The organism is Variovorax sp. V116, assembly GCF_041154435.1.
Lineage (GTDB): Bacteria > Pseudomonadota > Gammaproteobacteria > Burkholderiales > Burkholderiaceae_C > Variovorax > Variovorax paradoxus.
Genome location: NZ_AP028662.1, coordinates 546,633 through 560,103, shown reverse-complemented (window position 1 = coordinate 560,103; position 13,471 = coordinate 546,633). Strand labels below are relative to the sequence as shown.

At 66.2% G+C, this 13,471-nt stretch carries 12 protein-coding genes; all 12 read right to left on the bottom strand.

The window, feature by feature from the left end:
• Window positions 1-28: 28 nt before the first annotated feature.
• The 12 genes from ACAM58_RS28635 to ACAM58_RS28580 all read right to left on the bottom strand — a co-directional run bounded on the left by ACAM58_RS28635 (window position 29) and on the right by ACAM58_RS28580 (window position 13,089).
• Window positions 29-1,486 carry an NAD-dependent succinate-semialdehyde dehydrogenase gene (locus ACAM58_RS28635; RefSeq protein WP_169804839.1) on the bottom strand — a complete coding sequence of 486 codons (1,458 nt, stop codon included), beginning with the start codon at window positions 1,484-1,486 and terminating at the stop codon, window positions 29-31.
• Entirely contained in the window at window positions 1,486-2,640 is a 1,155-nt protein-coding gene (locus ACAM58_RS28630; RefSeq protein ID WP_062364754.1) for an iron-containing alcohol dehydrogenase, read from the bottom strand. Before ACAM58_RS28630 ends, ACAM58_RS28635 begins: the two co-directional genes overlap by 1 nt.
• A 13-nt stretch (window positions 2,641-2,653) precedes the next feature.
• Entirely contained in the window at window positions 2,654-2,953 is a 300-nt protein-coding gene (locus tag ACAM58_RS28625; RefSeq protein WP_062364755.1) for a hypothetical protein, read from the bottom strand.
• 15 nt (window positions 2,954-2,968) lie between these two features.
• On the bottom strand, window positions 2,969-3,898 hold the full coding sequence (locus tag ACAM58_RS28620) for a cyclase family protein (RefSeq protein WP_081247553.1): 930 nt from the start codon (window positions 3,896-3,898) through the stop codon (window positions 2,969-2,971).
• A 26-nt stretch (window positions 3,899-3,924) separates the two neighbouring features.
• On the bottom strand, window positions 3,925-4,593 hold the full coding sequence (locus ACAM58_RS28615) for an ATP-binding cassette domain-containing protein (protein ID WP_062364757.1): 669 nt from the start codon (window positions 4,591-4,593) through the stop codon (window positions 3,925-3,927).
• On the bottom strand, window positions 4,590-5,360 hold the full coding sequence (locus ACAM58_RS28610; RefSeq protein WP_062364758.1) for an ABC transporter ATP-binding protein: 771 nt from the start codon (window positions 5,358-5,360) through the stop codon (window positions 4,590-4,592). Before ACAM58_RS28610 ends, ACAM58_RS28615 begins: the two co-directional genes overlap by 4 nt.
• A gap of 94 nt (window positions 5,361-5,454) precedes the next feature.
• Window positions 5,455-6,330 (bottom strand): branched-chain amino acid ABC transporter permease, encoded by an 876-nt coding sequence (locus ACAM58_RS28605; RefSeq protein ID WP_369664999.1) that lies wholly within the window; start codon window positions 6,328-6,330, stop codon window positions 5,455-5,457.
• Window positions 6,331-7,236 (bottom strand): branched-chain amino acid ABC transporter permease, encoded by a 906-nt coding sequence (locus ACAM58_RS28600; protein ID WP_062364760.1) that lies wholly within the window; start codon window positions 7,234-7,236, stop codon window positions 6,331-6,333.
• Window positions 7,233-8,573, bottom strand: a complete 1,341-nt coding sequence (locus tag ACAM58_RS28595; RefSeq protein ID WP_307594900.1) for an ABC transporter substrate-binding protein — start codon at window positions 8,571-8,573, stop codon at window positions 7,233-7,235. The genes ACAM58_RS28600 and ACAM58_RS28595 overlap by 4 nt, the downstream gene beginning before the upstream one ends.
• Before the next feature lie 200 nt (window positions 8,574-8,773).
• Complete coding sequence (locus ACAM58_RS28590) at window positions 8,774-10,066, bottom strand: ABC transporter substrate-binding protein (protein WP_244883534.1); 1,293 nt, start codon at window positions 10,064-10,066, stop codon at window positions 8,774-8,776.
• Entirely contained in the window at window positions 10,063-11,406 is a 1,344-nt protein-coding gene (locus ACAM58_RS28585) for a sigma-54-dependent transcriptional regulator (protein WP_369664998.1), read from the bottom strand. Before ACAM58_RS28585 ends, ACAM58_RS28590 begins: the two co-directional genes overlap by 4 nt.
• Before the next feature lie 3 nt (window positions 11,407-11,409).
• Window positions 11,410-13,089, bottom strand: a complete 1,680-nt coding sequence (locus ACAM58_RS28580) for an ATP-binding protein (protein ID WP_062364762.1) — start codon at window positions 13,087-13,089, stop codon at window positions 11,410-11,412.
• Window positions 13,090-13,471: the final 382 nt, after the last annotated feature.

Genomic DNA, 13,471 nt, shown 5'->3' with positions numbered 1-13,471 from the left:
GCACTCTTTCGAGAGAACCTGCCGCGGCTCAGACCCCACCGTGGCAGACGTACTTGGTTTCGAGGTACTCGTCGAGTCCGTACTTCGAACCCTCGCGCCCGACTCCCGACTCCTTGATGCCGCCAAACGGTGCTACCTCGTTGGAGATCAGACCCTCGTTGACGCCGACCATGCCGTACTCCAGCCGCTCGGCGACACGCCAGGCTCGGCGCACGTCGCGCGTGTAGAAGTAGGCCGCGAGACCGAAGGGCGTGTCATTGGCGAGCTGCACCGCCTCATCGTCGCTCGCGAACCGCATCAACGGTGCGACCGGCCCGAAGATCTCCTCGCGCACCACGGCCATCTCGCTCGTTACGTCAGCCAGGACCGTCGGCATGTAGAAGTTGCCCCCCAAGGCGTGCACAACACCGCCCGCGAGCACGCGTGCGCCCTGGCTTCGCGCCTCGTCGACCAGGCGACTGACTTTGGCCAGCGCGCGGCCATCGATCAGCGGCCCGATTTGCACCCCCGGCTCGACGCCGGCGCCGACCTTCAACTGCTCCACCGCACGAACCAGCCGCTCGGCGAAGGCATCGAACACGGCCTCATGCACCAGGAACCGGTTGGCGCAGACACAGGTCTGGCCCGCGTTGCGGTACTTGGAAGCGATCGCGCCCTGCACGGCGAGGTCCAGGTCGGCGTCGTCGAACACGATGAAAGGCGCGTTGCCGCCCAATTCCATCGAAACGCGCTTGACGGTGGTGGCACATTTGGCCATCAGCAGCTTGCCGACGGGCGTGGAGCCGGTGAACGAAAGCTTGCGCACGACCGGGCTGGCCGTGAGCGCTCCTCCGACAAGCGCCGGCCTCGCGGTGGTGACAACGTTGAGCACGCCGGCCGGAATGCCGGCACGCTGCGCCAGTTCGGCCAGCGCGAGGGCCGACAACGGCGTCGCCTCTGCCGGTTTCACGACCGAGGTGCAACCAGCGGCCAGTGCAGGCGCAACCTTGCGCGTGATCATCGCGATGGGGAAGTTCCACGGTGTGATGGCCGCGGTGACACCCACACCCTGCTTCATCACCATCAGACGACGGTCAGCGGTCGGTGCCGGAATCAGGTCGCCGTAGGCGCGCTTGCCCTCTTCCGCGAACCATTCGATGAACGAGGCGCCGTACCGCACCTCGCCCAGCGCTTCGGCGAGCGACTTGCCCTGCTCCAGCGTCATGAGCAGCGCGAGGTCCTGTTCCGCCACAAGCACGAGATCGTGCCAGCGGCGCAGCAAGGCGCTGCGCTCCTTCGCTGGCCGCGCCCGCCAGGCGGGCAGCGCGGCCTGGGCCGCGGCGATCGCGCGTTCGGTGTCAGCGGCGTCCATGTCGGGAACGGCCGCGATCGTTTCGCCGTTCGCCGGGTTGCGCACCTCGTGCGATGCCCCGTCCCGCGCGGCGACCCACTCGCCGCCGATGAACGCCAGGCGCTTCAGCAACGCCGTATCTTTCAACTGCACCATCAGAAAGCCTCTTCGTAGAGCGCGAGCGCGTCGGCAAGCGCCACGTCGCGCGGGTTGTTAACCAGCAGGCGCTGGACCTTGAGTGCGTCCTCCGCCAGCATCGGCAGGTCGCTGCGGTCTACGCCGACAGAGCGCAGGTTCTGCTCGAACGGCATCACAGCCACCAGCGCCGCCATGGCATCGACGAACGCCCGGGCGCCTTCGATGGGACCTTGGCCGGGCCGCGCCGTGCCGATGGCTTCGCCGAGCTGCGCGTAGAGCGGCGCCGCATGTTCCAGGTTGAAGCGCAGCACCGGCCGCAGCACCAGCGCGTTCGACAGGCCATGCGGCACGTGAAAATGGCCGCCCAGCGGATACGCCAGCGCATGCACCGCCGCCACTGGCGCGTTCGCGAACGCCATACCCGCCAGCAGCGAGCCAAGCAGCATGTGTTCGCGCGCCGTGCCGTTGCGCGGGTCTTCGAGCACCTTGCGCTGGTTGGCATACAGCAGCGCCAAAGCCTTGAGTGCCAGCGCATCCGACACCGGGTTCTTCTTGTGGCGCGAGGTGAAGGCCTCGATCGCGTGCACCATGGCATCGATTCCCGTCATTGCCGTCAGGCGGGGCGGCAGGCCCAACGTGAGGTGGCTGTCGAGCAGCGCGAAGTCAGGGTAGAGCATGGGAGAGACCACGCCCTTCTTCTCGGATGTCGGGGTGGTGACGATCGCGATTGGCGTCACTTCGGAGCCGGTCCCGGCGGTGGTCGGCACCTGCACAAGCGGCAGGCGCGGCCCCTGCGCCAGGCCGATGCCGTAGATGTCATGCAGCGCCGCCGGCGTCCGCGCCAGCAAGGCCACGAGCTTGGCGGTGTCCATCGAACTGCCGCCGCCGAAGCCCACGACGCCGTCGGCGCCCGCTTCGCGGGCGGCCAGCACGGCGGCGAGTACCCGCTCCTCGGGCGGATCGGGCAGCACGTCGGAATAAACGGTGGCGGCGATTCCCGCAGCCCTCAGGCTTTCCAGCGCGGGTGCCAGCAGACCAGCCTGCAGCAAGGGCTGGTCGGTGATGATGAAGAAATGGCGCACGCCGAGCCCGCGGGCGAGTTCGCCGAGGCGGCCAGAGCCACCCTGCTCGCAGACGATGCGCGGCGTGGTTTCGAAATTGAATCCGGTCATATGGGTTCTCTTGTCAGGCAGCGTGCGCCACGCCGCGTTCAGTGCACCAGACTTGGCCCAGCAGGTCTGGCGAATGCTTGTCGTCCGATTCGCTGAGCAGTACGGCCAGGCTGTCGCGCCACAGTTCAGCCTCCATCTGAGTCAGTCGGCGCGTTGGCCTGGGTCGCGGCTCGAACAGGGCGGAACGGTGATACAGGCCCGCCGCCATCCGGCGGGTTACGCACCTCCAGCATGCCGCCGTCGGCTGCGATCCACTGCCACCGATGAAGGCCTGCTGCTTGAGCAGGCCGCTGTCGCTCAACTTTTGTTGCATGGTGCCAGTGACTGCTCAACGGATGGCGACTGGATTGATGATCCCCTGCACGCCCCCGGTCATGCGCGACACGCCGAGCACGAACATGAACTCCCAGCCCTTGTCCTTGACCAGTTCGGAGGTGTCGATGTTCTCGAGGATGTAGATGCCGTGCTTTGGGATCAGGATCTGGTGGACCTCGAACACCCCTGCCCCCTTCTCGGCGGGGATCACCTCCAGGCCCCAGGTATCGGCGCCGACCGCCACCACCTGCTTGCTTGCGAGGTATTCGGCGCCGTCTTTGCCCAGGCCCGGTTCGACGGAGATGAAGCGCTTGTCGTCCTTGCCCACCAGCTGCAGCCAGCCGGTGTGGAACAGCACGACGTCGCCCTCTCGGATCTCGACCCCCTGCCGTCGCGCTTGCTCGTCGATCTCTTTGCGGTTGAACGTCGTGCCCTCCGGAACCGGGTTCTGGCCGAAGTACGCCGTCATGTCCAGCACGACACCGCGCGTGACGAAGGGCGGCAGCTTCTCGACCCCCAGCTTGCTCAGGCCGTTGGCCTGTACGAACTCGCTGTTCTTGTGGCAGTTGTAGTAGACGTTGTCGACGCCGATGTGACCGAGGCCATCGATCTGCGAGCCCGTGCCGACGTAGCCCATGTAGATGTCGTCGTTGTAGTTGGTCTTGGTCGGGCCCAAGCCGACGCCGCCGACCTGCCCGGGCTGGTTGATCGCCAGCGCCCAGCTGCGCGGGCCGTAAGCTGGCGTCTTGGAGTTGGTCTCGACGCCCAGCCGGTAGGTCTTGCCCGTCTTCACCAGCTTAGCGGCCTCGAGCGCCAGTTGAGGATTCAGCAGGTTGGCCGCGCCGATCTCATCGGCCGGACCGTATTTCGAACGGCACCATTCGTGCGCCGATGCACCGGCAGCGAGCGTCGCCAGGGCGAGCGCCGCAGCGAGGCGGGTCATTGCGGATATCGACATTACAGTCTCCTCTAGTGGGTTGCAGAACTCTCGCGGACGACGCCGCGCTCGATACGGAAGATGCGATCAACCAAGTCGGCCGAGTGCTTGTCATCCGATTCGCTCAGCAGGACCGTCAGGCCCTCGGTGCGCAGCTTCGCGATCACCTCTGTCAGGCGCCGCGATAGCACCGGCGCGACGCCCTCGAAGGGTTCGTCCAGCAGCAGCAGCTTGCGTCCCGGCATCAGCGCGCGCGCCAACGCCACCAGCTTCTGCTGGCCGCCGCTGAGCTGCAGCGCCTTGCGCTCGCGGTGCTCGAGCAGTTCGGGAATCAGCTCGTAGATCCATGCAAGGCGTCGTCTTGCGTCGCCCAGGCCGTTGGCCCAAGCCGGCAGCAAGATGTTTTCTTCGACGGTGAGCGACGGAATCAGCCGCCGGTCCTCCGGCAAGTAGCTGATGCCGTGCTCGGCGCGGGTGTGCGCTGGCAGCTGCGCCATCGACTCGCCGGCGCACGCCAGCGTTGCCGAACGTGAGGGCAGCAGTCCCATCACCGCGCGCATCAGCGTTGTCTTGCCGGCGCCGTTGCGGCCGATCAGCCCGGCCATGCTGCCTTGCGGCAACTGCAGCGTGACCTTGCGCAGGATGGGCGTGCCGGCGATGGCCACGTCCAATCCCTGGATGTCGAGGGCAAGCTCAGTCATGCGAGTGCCTCCTCGCGTGCCGAAGCCCGCTTGCCTACCACCAACTCCTGCACGCGTGGGTTGCCAAGTACCGCAGCCGGCGGCCCGTCGGCGATGATCTCGCCGCTGTAGAACGCCAGGATGCGCGAAACGTAGCGCTCCACCACTTCCATATCGTGCTCTACGAACAGCACCGTCACGCCGCTTTGCCTCACGGCGGCCATCACGGCATCCATCAAGGGGAATTTCTCGTCGGCGCTCACGCCACTGGTGGGCTCGTCCAGCAGCAGCATGCGCGGCTTCGAGACCAGGGCCATCGCGATGTCGACCAGCTTGCGCGCGCCCTGCGGCACGGCACTGGCCTCGCTGTCGGCGTAGTGCGCCACGCCGAAGGCCTGCAGGATGCGGCGGGCCTCGCGCACCGCCTCCGCAGTTTCGAAGTGCCGCAGCATGGAAGGCTGCGCTTCGTGGGCGGCCGCCAGCGCCATCAGCACGTTGTCCAGCACGGTGAGCTGGGGGAACAACTGCGCGACTTGGAACGATCGGGCCAGTCCGAGGCGGGTGATCTGGCGCGGCTTCATCCCGAGCACAGAGCGGCCCTCGTACAGGATGTCGCCCGAGGTGGCCGGCAGGTACCCGGTCACCATGTTGATGAACGTGGTCTTTCCGGCGCCGTTGGAGCCGATGACTCCGACGATCTCGCCGCGCTGGATGGTCACATCCAGCGAATTGGCAGCGACCACGGCACCGAAGGTGCGGGTGAGCTGGCGCGTTTCGAGCACACTCATGGGGACACCTCTTTCGTCACGGACGGAATCTCCGCAGGCACTGCGGCACGCCTACGGGACACCAGGCTCCACAAGCCTTTGGGCAAGAAAAGGATCAGCGCCAGCAGGACACTGCCAGCGTGAGCTGCCACAGGTGCGGCGCCTCCTGAATGGCGAAGGTGCGCACCGCGGAGAACACGATGGCTGCCACGAACGGCGCCGCCACATGCGCCGTTCCGCCGAGCAAGGCCATGAAGACGAACTCGCCAGAGGTGGCCCAGAACGCCATGTCCGGATCCACGTGGCCCGTGGCGATCGCAATCAGGCCGCCGCCGAGGGCCGACAGCACGGCCGCGCCGCAGTAGTTCAGGTAGACAAGTCCGAACGGCGAGATGCCGAGGAAGTCAACCCGGATCTCGTTCTCGCGCACTGCCTCCGAGAGCCTGCCAAACCGCGAGCGCAACACGCGGTGGCAGACCAGGGCCGCAACGAGCGCGATCGCCAACGTGACCAGGAAGGCAACGCGTTTGGCCTGCGACGGATCCGGCTGGAAGCCAAGGTAGCTCGGGTTCGCGACGTTGAAGCCGTCGGTGGAGCCGAGCGCGCTGGACTTCACCAGCATGCCGTAGACAATCATCGACAACGCCATCGAAAGCATGGCGTAGAAGATGTCGCGGTAGCGCGCCACCATGATGCCGCACAGCGCGGCCATCATCAGCGAGGCCACCACGCCCAGCGCCAGCAGCACGATGGCATCCTGGATGCCCAGGTGCTTGGCGGCCAAGCCGGCAGCGTAGCCGCCGATGCAGTAGTACAGCGCCTGGCCGAAGGAGACGAGGCCGGCGCGCATTTGCAGCACCACCCCGAGAACCACCAGGCCTTTGGCAAAGGCCAGGGTGAGCAGGAAGCTCAACCAGTCGGGCCCCGCCCAGCCGAGGGCGGCAATCGACCCGGCCGCCAGCGGCAGCCCAAGTTCGGACTTGAATTTCATTTAGATCTTTCGGGGCTGCAGTTGGCCGAAGAGGCCCTGCGGCCGGAATGCGAGTACCAGGAACATCACGCCGTAGATCACGAACAACTCGATCTGCGGCGCCAGATGGACAGCGAAGGAACGGGCGAGACCGACCAGCACTGCGCCGACGGCGGCGCCGCCGATGCTGCCCAGGCCGCCCACCACCACCACGGCGAACGCCAGCACGATCACCTCGACACCGATGCCCGGTGTGACGGAAATGGCCGGTGCAGTGAGGGCCCCGGCAAGCGCACCGAGCATGGAGCCGATCGCGAAGGTGATGGCGAACATCAGATTGACGTTCACCCCCATTGCTGTGGCGATCTCGCGGTCGTGGATCACCGCTCGCAACATGCGCCCCTTGTCGGTACGGTTGAGCGCCCACCATGCAGCGGCGCCGACCACGAGCGAGATCGCCACCAGTGCGAGGTCGTAGTTGGCGAAGCGCAGCGAATCCGTGATCGAGCTCTGCCCGAGCAGACGGTAGGGCTGGTACGCCAGGTATGGGTTGACGCCCCACACCAGCTTCACCACGTCCTCCAGGATCAGCAGCAGCGCATACGTGACGATCACCATCAGGATCTCATCGCGGCCACGCAGGTGGCGCAGCAGCGCCTGCTCCACCAGCACGCCCACAGCCAGGCCGCCGACGATGGCACATCCGAACAGCAGCAGGTAGCTCCAGTACGGACTAGCCCCAGACTCGCCGGAGAAGTACCACCCCGTGAGCGAGGCGGCGCAATAGGCGCCGATCGCGTAGAAGCTGCCGTGTGCCATGTTGAGGATGCGCATCACCCCGTAGATCACCGTCAGGCCGGCCGCCACGAGGAACAGCCACGAGGCATAAATGGCGCCGTCGAAAACTATAGCCAGCAAGGTGCTCACGACGTGCGCTCCTTTGGCGGTGTCGGTGTGCACTTGGCACCGGGGAAGCCGGCCTTGATCCAGTCGGCAGGGCTCGTGCCATCGGGCGGCATCAGGCAGTCGCCCGGATAGTCCTTCACATTGATGATGCTGGCCTTGCGGGTCTTGGGGTCATAGTGGTATTCGCCGTAAGCCACCCCCTGTACAGCCTGATGGCCACCGGCGCGGCTCATACGCACCGTGCCGCTGGGCGATTCGAACGTGAGGCCCTTGAGACCCGCGAGCACCTGCTCCTGCGTCGGCATGGTGCCGGGCTTGCCCACCTTCTCCGCGGCCGCCTTCATGCCGAGGATCGCCTGCATCATCTTGAAGGCGGGGTAGGTCGGCTGCTCTTTGTGCGCGGCGCTGTAGGTCGTGCGCAGCCAGTCGGAAAGCGCGTTCTTCGGCGCGAAAGCGCCAAACGGGCCGCGGCCGCCGACGATCGTGCCGTTGGGCGCCTGGTCCTTGAAATGCTCAAAGCCGGTCTCGCCCGCCGTCAGCAGCGTCACACGCTTGTCGAACAGACCCCGCGCGCCGCCTTGCAGCACCAGCGCCTCCATGTCGCCGCCCCAGAAGCTGGAGTGGATCAGGTCGGGGTTGCTGACGGACAACGCGGAAATCTCGGCGCCGTACTGGCCCTGCCCCAGTTTCGGCCACTGCTCGGAAACGAACTTGATGTCCGGCTTGAGCTGCTTGAAAGCAAGGCTGAAGTCAGCCCAGGCATCCTGGCCCCAGGCATAGTTCTGCTGAATGCTGCCGACCGATCTCACGTTCGGCTTCGTCTCCACGATGTAACGGGCAGCGGCCACGTTGTCGACCACGGCGTCAAGGCCGGTGCGAAACACGTATTTCGGGTTCTTCAGCGTCTCGCTGAACAGGCGCGAGGTCCCGCAGTCGAAGAAAACCGTCGGGGTCTTGAGCTCCTCGGCCACCGGAGCAATCGCGAGGCAGTCACCCGAGGAGATGTAGCCAATCACCACGTCGACCTTCTGGCGCTGCACAAGGTTGCGGTATTCCTCCACCTGCTTGGTGGCGCCGCCGTTCTCATCGATCAACACCATCTCGACTTCGACGCCACTGATGCCTTTGGTGTTGTAGGGCGCTGGCAGGGCCCCCTTGTTCAGCGCGTCGACCACGAGCTTGGCGGCATTGGCCGCGGGCACTCCGAAAGGGCCCGCGGCGGCGCCCGACAGGAAGGTCGCCACGCCGATGCGGAACTTGCCGTTGTCGGCGGCGGCAGCCGGCAGCGCGAAGGCGGCGCCGGCGGTGACGAGCGCGAAGCTGCGAGCCAGGTGCGTGAGGGGGAACTTCAGGGTCACGTTGTCTCCTTGTGAGTTGTGTTGCTCACGAGGAATATTGCGAAGAGCGTGCCACACCGCGAAAGCGTTGCGGATCAAGGACTTAGGCCTAATTCGCTGAGATGTATTGCGCGGATTCCGCGCATTGCGGCGGTCGGGTCGCGCGGAAACCGCACATGCGGATCGGCCCCGCGGCCTTTGCGGAAGCGATGGTGCGTTGTCTACGGTGCCCCGGCAGCCCGCCTGCGCTCACGCACCAACTCCGGCGATGGCCGCAGTTGCTCCGCAGGGTAGACCCGCCACCGACCCAACATCACCCGGGCCGGCGGAAACCGGGTGTCGACCACAACCTCTCCGATCGCCTGTGCTTGCGCGATCTGGTGCGTTTCGCGGTCGATGCATGAGGCAAACCCGGGCGGATCCTCCGGCAATTCCAGGCAGAGCCCCTCCAGCGCTCCCACCACCTTCTCGACATCGAATGGCTTGCCGGCCTTGCCTACTGCGCGCGCAATGGCCAGGATCCCGGCGTAAGCGCCCTCTGCCGCATAAGTCGGATAGCGCCCCTCCGCCGCAAAAAAGTCGGCCATGAACTTCCGGTTGCGCGTCGTGTCGGGCCAGTTGTTGTGATGGCGCGCCGAGAGCACGAGATTGGGCGGCGCTTGGTCACCCAGCGCCATCAGCACGTCGTAGTTGCCGCCCGCATCAAAGTTGGCCATGGGCATCTTGCCGAGCAGTTCGCTGGAGTGGGCCTGCGCAAGGAAAGCGAGGAAGTCGCCTCCCCAAAGCCCAGTGACGATCACGTCCGGCCGCGAGCGCATCAGGGCCGTCAGGTACGCCGAATAGTCGGGCTCGTAGAGCTTGGGCCAGAGTTGTGCAACGACCTCATAGTTCGCGCCGCTGGCCGACAGGCTGCGTTGCAGGTCGGCCCACATGACGTGGCCATAGTCGTAATCCGGTCCCAGGAATGCCAGCCGCTTCCAGCCACGCTCGCGCTGCTGCTCGACCAGGTATTTCGCGCCCGCCGCCATCGAAGTGTAGGTGTCGTTCGAAACCCGAAAATAGTAGCGGTGAAAGTCTTCGATCGTGAGCCGCGAGGAGGCGTGGTCGGTGCCGACGAAGATCACCTTGCGCGCCCGCGACAGCCGGCTCACCGCCTGCGCCACACCGGAGCTCACCACCCCGCAGAGGAACTGCGCCTTGTCGTGATCGATGAACTGGCTGGCCAGCCGAACGCCATAGGCCGCTTTGGAGCGATCGTCCTCCACGATCACTCGCAGGCGCGGGCGCCAGTCGCGCATGGGCTCGGCATCCAGCTCGGCGAGCGCCAGCTTGATCGCCGCGATGCTGTCGCGGCCGTAGATCGCGGCCCGGCCCGCCAGCGGGTAGAGGCAACCAATGGTGATGTCGGCCTGCCCCGCAGGTGCCCCCAGTTCTACGCGGGCGTGGGCGCCGGCTGCAGCCAGGCAGGCCATGACCAGCGTGACGGCGCAGCGAAGCAGATCGCGAATCCTCACGGGCGGCCCTCCCCATCGATCCCGAGCCGCTGCAGCCGGCGCAGCAGCGCATGGCGTGAAATCCCCAGCAGCTCCGCGGTCCTGCCACGATGGCCCTGCGCGCGGGCCAGGGCATCGCGCAGCAGCTTCTCCTCCTCCACGGCCAGCTTCTGCTCGATGGCTGCCGAGCGGACCTCCCCACTATCCAGGTCGGTGGGCAGTTGCGAGCGCTCGATCACGCTGCCGGGATGGAGGATGGTGAGACGCTCGATGAGGTTCTTCAGTTCGCGCACGTTACCGGGCCATGTGTAGGCTGTCAGGCAGGCTCTCGCGTCGGGCGAGAAACGGATCGGCTCGCAGCGTTCGGACTTGGCATAGCGCGAGGCGAAATGATCTGCCAGTACCAGCACGTCGTCGTCGCGCTCCCGCAGGGCCGGTACCGCGATCGGCAGTACGTTCAAGCGGTAGTACAAGTCTTCGCGGAAGCAGCCCCGCGAAGCCTCGGAGGCCAGGTCGCGGTTGGTCGCGGCCACTACCCGGACGTCGGCGGTCATGCCACGGGTGCCACCCACTGGGCGATACTGACCGTCTTCCAGAAAGTGCAGCAGCTTGGCCTGCAGCGCCAGTGGCAGCTCACCGATCTCGTCCAGGAACAGCGTGCCGCCGTCCGCCAGCGCGACCAGTCCCACGCGCCGCTGCGTCGCTCCAGTGTAGGAACCCTTCTCCGCACCGAACAGCTCCGCCTCGATCAGTTGCTCCGGCAGCGAGGCGCAGTTCACTTCGACGAAGGGCCCTCCACTGCGCGCGCTCGCCGTGTGGATGGCGCGCGCTACCAGCGCCTTGCCGGTGCCGGACTCGCCCAGCACCAGCACGCGCTTGGCCTGGCTCGCCGCAATGCGGCTGATGGTCGCCGCCAGCGCACGAACCTGTGTACTGGTACCGATCACGCCGTCGTGAGCGGTCGATGCCTGCCGACGGTAATCGATCTCACTGGCCATGCGCGCCTTTTGCAGCGCGCCGCGGATCGTGTACAGCAATTCATCGAGCTCGAACGGCTTGGTCACATAGTCCGCTGCACCGGCCTTCACGGCCTTCACTGCCAGCCGCGTGTCGCTCGTTGCGGAGATCATGATCACAGGCAGCCCGGGTCGATCCGTGGCAAGCCGCGCGAGCACGTCCAACCCGCTCATGTCCGGCAGGTTCACGTCGAGCAACACGATGTCGGGCGCGCCTCGGCAGGCAGCATCCAATCCGCCGGCGCCGTCCACCGCGGTCGCGACGCCAAATCCCTCCTCTTCCAGCGCGAACACCAGTGCCTTCAGCACGCCGGGTTCGTCGTCGATCACGAGCACCTGTTTCAAAACCTATGTCTCCTCTTGCGGCATCGGCACGCGCAGCGTAACCACCGTGCCCGCGCCCACCTCACTCTCGATCGTGAGAGTGCAGTTATTCAACTCCGCCAATTGCCGGGAAATGCTGAGGCCCAGGCCCATGCCCTTCGGTCGCGTCGTGAAGAACGGGTCGCTCAGCTTCGCGAGCGCCTCGGGCGGCACCCCGCGACCCGTATCGCGGACCTCGAGCACGCCGAACCCGTCGCCGGCGCGCGCCGCACGCAGTGTGATCAGGCCTCCCGGCGGCGTGGCCTGGATCGCGTTGAGCACCAGGTTCAGCATGATCTGGATCAGATGGTCGGCGTCGACCCACAGGCGCAACTCGGAGTCGCCCTGGATCGCGAGTGACAGCCGCTGCACCTTCAGTTCGGCCTTCACCAAACCATCGACGCGGCGGAAAACCTCGCGCACCGGCGTCACAGCCGGCTCCGGAGGGCGCGGCTTGCCGAAATCCGAGAGGTCGCTCACCACGCGGGTGAGCCGGGTGACCTCGGTCTCCACGTCCTGCAGAAGCTGGTGCCGACGCGGATCGGCCTCACGCCGAGCGAGCGCCTGCACCGTCGTCTTGATGGCGGACAACGGGTTGCGCACCTCATGCGCAATGCCGGTGGCAAATTCGCCAAGCGAAGCGAGCCGCTGCGCGCGTGCCAATCGCGCGAACGTGTTGGAAAGGCCCTCAGCCATCGTGTTGAAGGCGCGCGAAACAGCCGAGATTTCATCGCGCCCCTGCTCCTGGATGCGGTGGTTCAGTTGGCCCGACGCGATGGCTTCGACCCCGCTCACAAGCCGTGCCACGCGGCCCTGCAGGTTGCGCGCGAGCTGGTAGAAAAGGAACACCAGGACGCTGGCGGTGCCGAGCACAACCACCAGCAGCACACGCCGCGCATTCTCGAAACGGCTGAGCAGCGCCGAGGGCTCGATCTGCAACATCGGTTGCCAGCCGGGCAACACCTCCGGGCCCGCGATCATGCGCTCGGCGGGGGTGACGCGCACGCCGACGGCGTTGAAATAGCCGGCCGGCGTTTTCAGGACTGGCTGGACGATGCCGGCCACCGAAGGCCCCCCCATCAGTTCAGTCAGCGACGAGAAGCGTACGTGCAGCGCAATGTCGACCCGGTGCCGCCCCTCAGCAGCTGGCAGGGGATGGCGCACCAGGAACCAGCCGGCGAGGCCATCGCCCGGGGCGGCCGGCCCGACCACCTCATTGCTGCCGAAGCGTGTGACCGGCAGCGAGGCAATCGAGAACGGTTGCTCGCTCCAGTAGGGCGGACCGGCGGCAGCCTGCCCGGGCACGAAATGGCGCAGGCGGCCGCCGTCTTCCAGCAGCAGGATGCCGTAAAGGTCCGGCAGGTCTGCCTCCAGCTGCAGCAGCCCATGCGCCTCCTCGCTGGCGTTGTTGATTTCGGCTCGCAGCAAGGCGGTCATGGCGGGGTGGCTGGCCAGGGTTTCCACCTGATAGCGACGTGCGTCGAGAAACGACTCCAGGCGCTTCGACATTGCCGTGAGCTGGACCGACAGCCGCTCGCCGACCAACTCGTCGATCAGCGCCTGCGCATACCGGTCGTACAGCAGGCCCACTGCGAGCGTCGGCACGATTCCCGCCACGAGCGAGATCGCGAGGTAGCGACTTACGACGCTGTTGCTGATGGCCATTCCGGAACTCGTGCCGCGTTAAAGACCCGTCCCGCGCCGGGGCTCACAAGGTCTGGCAACAGCAGAAGAGCGAGTTGGCGATCAATTCGCCCAATACGATGGCATGGCCGGTCGGTCCATCGCTGCTTCCGAAACCGGCGGCGAGCTCGGCCGTTAGGCGAGCGAGCTTCGCGCGCGCAGAGTGGTCTCATGCAAGTCTCCGTTGTCGTGCTTGGAAAGAATGCCTTCGCTGCCTAAGAGCAGCTGAATCACTGCGCAGATGGACCAACAGCGGGCATGCGGGGCTGGCCGATTGTTCGATGTTGTCTGCGTTATTGGAATAGGCAAGCTACCAAGTGCAAAGCCCGTGCCACGCCTACTCCCATGACACAGTCAAGAGCGG